This is a genomic window from Streptomyces hydrogenans (genome assembly GCF_014656075.1).
GTDB lineage: Bacteria > Actinomycetota > Actinomycetes > Streptomycetales > Streptomycetaceae > Streptomyces > Streptomyces hydrogenans.
In genome coordinates, this window is the sequence record NZ_BNBS01000282.1 from 1 (window position 1) to 1,609 (window position 1,609).

General features: G+C 71.0%; 1 protein-coding gene and 1 pseudogene. Both read right to left on the minus strand.

Annotation, left to right across the window (positions count from 1 at the left end; translation table 11 throughout):
• Positions 1–238, minus strand: a pseudogene (locus tag IE321_RS41395) (fasciclin domain-containing protein); the annotation flags it as partial.
• A gap of 85 nt (positions 239–323) precedes the next feature.
• Positions 324–1,609 (minus strand): molybdopterin-dependent oxidoreductase (locus tag IE321_RS41400; protein ID WP_190226768.1); only part of this gene is annotated, 1,286 nt, incomplete at its 5' end.

The following is a 1,609-nucleotide window of genomic DNA, read 5'->3' on the forward strand; positions in this document are numbered from 1 at the left end:
CCTCGAACGAGCCGGCGCCCTCCTTCGGCACGCCGGCACAGGCCGGTCCGAACGGCTGGTCGTCGGTCATGTTGTCGCCCGCAGGGGTGCTCTCGCTGGTCTTCGCGGCGTCCTCGGCGCCCGCGCTCGGGGCGGCCTTGGTCTCACTGCCGGAGTCCGAGCACGCGGCCAGGGAGAAGGGCAGCGCGGCTGCGGCGACGACGGCGATCGCGGTACGGCGGATCTTCATGCTGTTCATGACCAGTTGCTCCTTGGGACTTTCTCTGGGTATGGAGGTGGTTGGTTGTGCTGCCCGGTGAGTGCCTTGCGGCCGTCCGGGTGGTCTAGGTGACGGTGACGAAGACGCTGTGCCGGCCGCTCGCTCCGTCGGGGATGGTCCGGGTGCGCTGTTCGGTCTGGGTCTGGCCGGTGGCGTCGGTGGCGCGGACGGTGAGGTTGTGTCCGCCGGGGGTGGCGTTCCAGCGGTAGGACCACTGGCGCCAGGTGTCGACGCCTGCCTGGGCGGCGAGGTCTGCGTCCTGCCACGGCCCGTCGTCGACACGGATCTGGACACGGGTGATGCCGCGGTGCTGGGCCCAGGCGACACCGGCGACGGTGACCGTTCCGGCCGTGGGGCGGGCGAAGGGCTTGGGGGTGTCGATGCGGGACTGGGTCTTGATCGGCGCCCTGCGGGCCCACTTCCGCTTCACCCAGTAGGGGTCGTAGGCGTCGAAGGTGGTGAGCTCGATGTCCTCGATCCACTTGCAGGCTGACACGTAGCCGTAGAGGCCGGGGACGAGCATGCGGACGGGGAAGCCGTGGTCGAAGGGGAGCGGCTCGCCGTTCATACCGATCGCGAGCATCGCGTCGCGGCCGTCCATCACGTCCTCCACCGGGGAACCGAGGGTCATGCCGTCCACGGAGCGCGCCACCAGCTGATCGGCTTTCCCTCCCCGCGACGGAGGGATCACGCCGGCCTCCTTCAGAAGGTCGGCGAGAGGGACGCCGAGCCAGCGGGCGTTGCCGATGTAGGGGCCGCCGACCTCGTTCGAGACGCAGGTCAGGGTGATGTCGCGTTCGATGAGGGGGCGCGCCAAGAGCTGGTCGAGGGTGTAGGTGCGGGGCCTGGTGACCCCCTTGCCGTGGATCCGCAGCCGCCAGGTGCCGGCGTCGACCTTGGGCACCGTCAGGGCGGTGTCGACGCGGTAGAAGTCGGCGTTGGGGGTGGTGAAGGCGGTGATGCCGGGGACTTTCAACTGGACGCCGACCGGCACCGCGGGCGCCGGGGAGGCAGGCTCGGGCAGGACCAGACTCTCGCGGGAGGCGACGGCGCCCTGGCCCTGCCGACCGCCGAAGTACCTGCCCAGCGCACCGGCCGAGGTCGCCGCCACGGCCGTGACGCCGGCGGCAACGAGAAAGCCACGCCGGTTCCATCCGCCCTCGCCGTCTTCCACGCCCACGCCGGCCGGGGCAGGTACCTGCACGGCTTTTGCCGCGAGGAGATAGAGGACGACGGCTCCCGCCAAGGCTCCGGCGACGGAAGGGAGTACGTCGCCGATGCCGGTGGAATCGGGGCGGCTCAGGGCGGCGACCGCTCCGACGATCCCGAACAGCAGAACGCCCGCGGCTC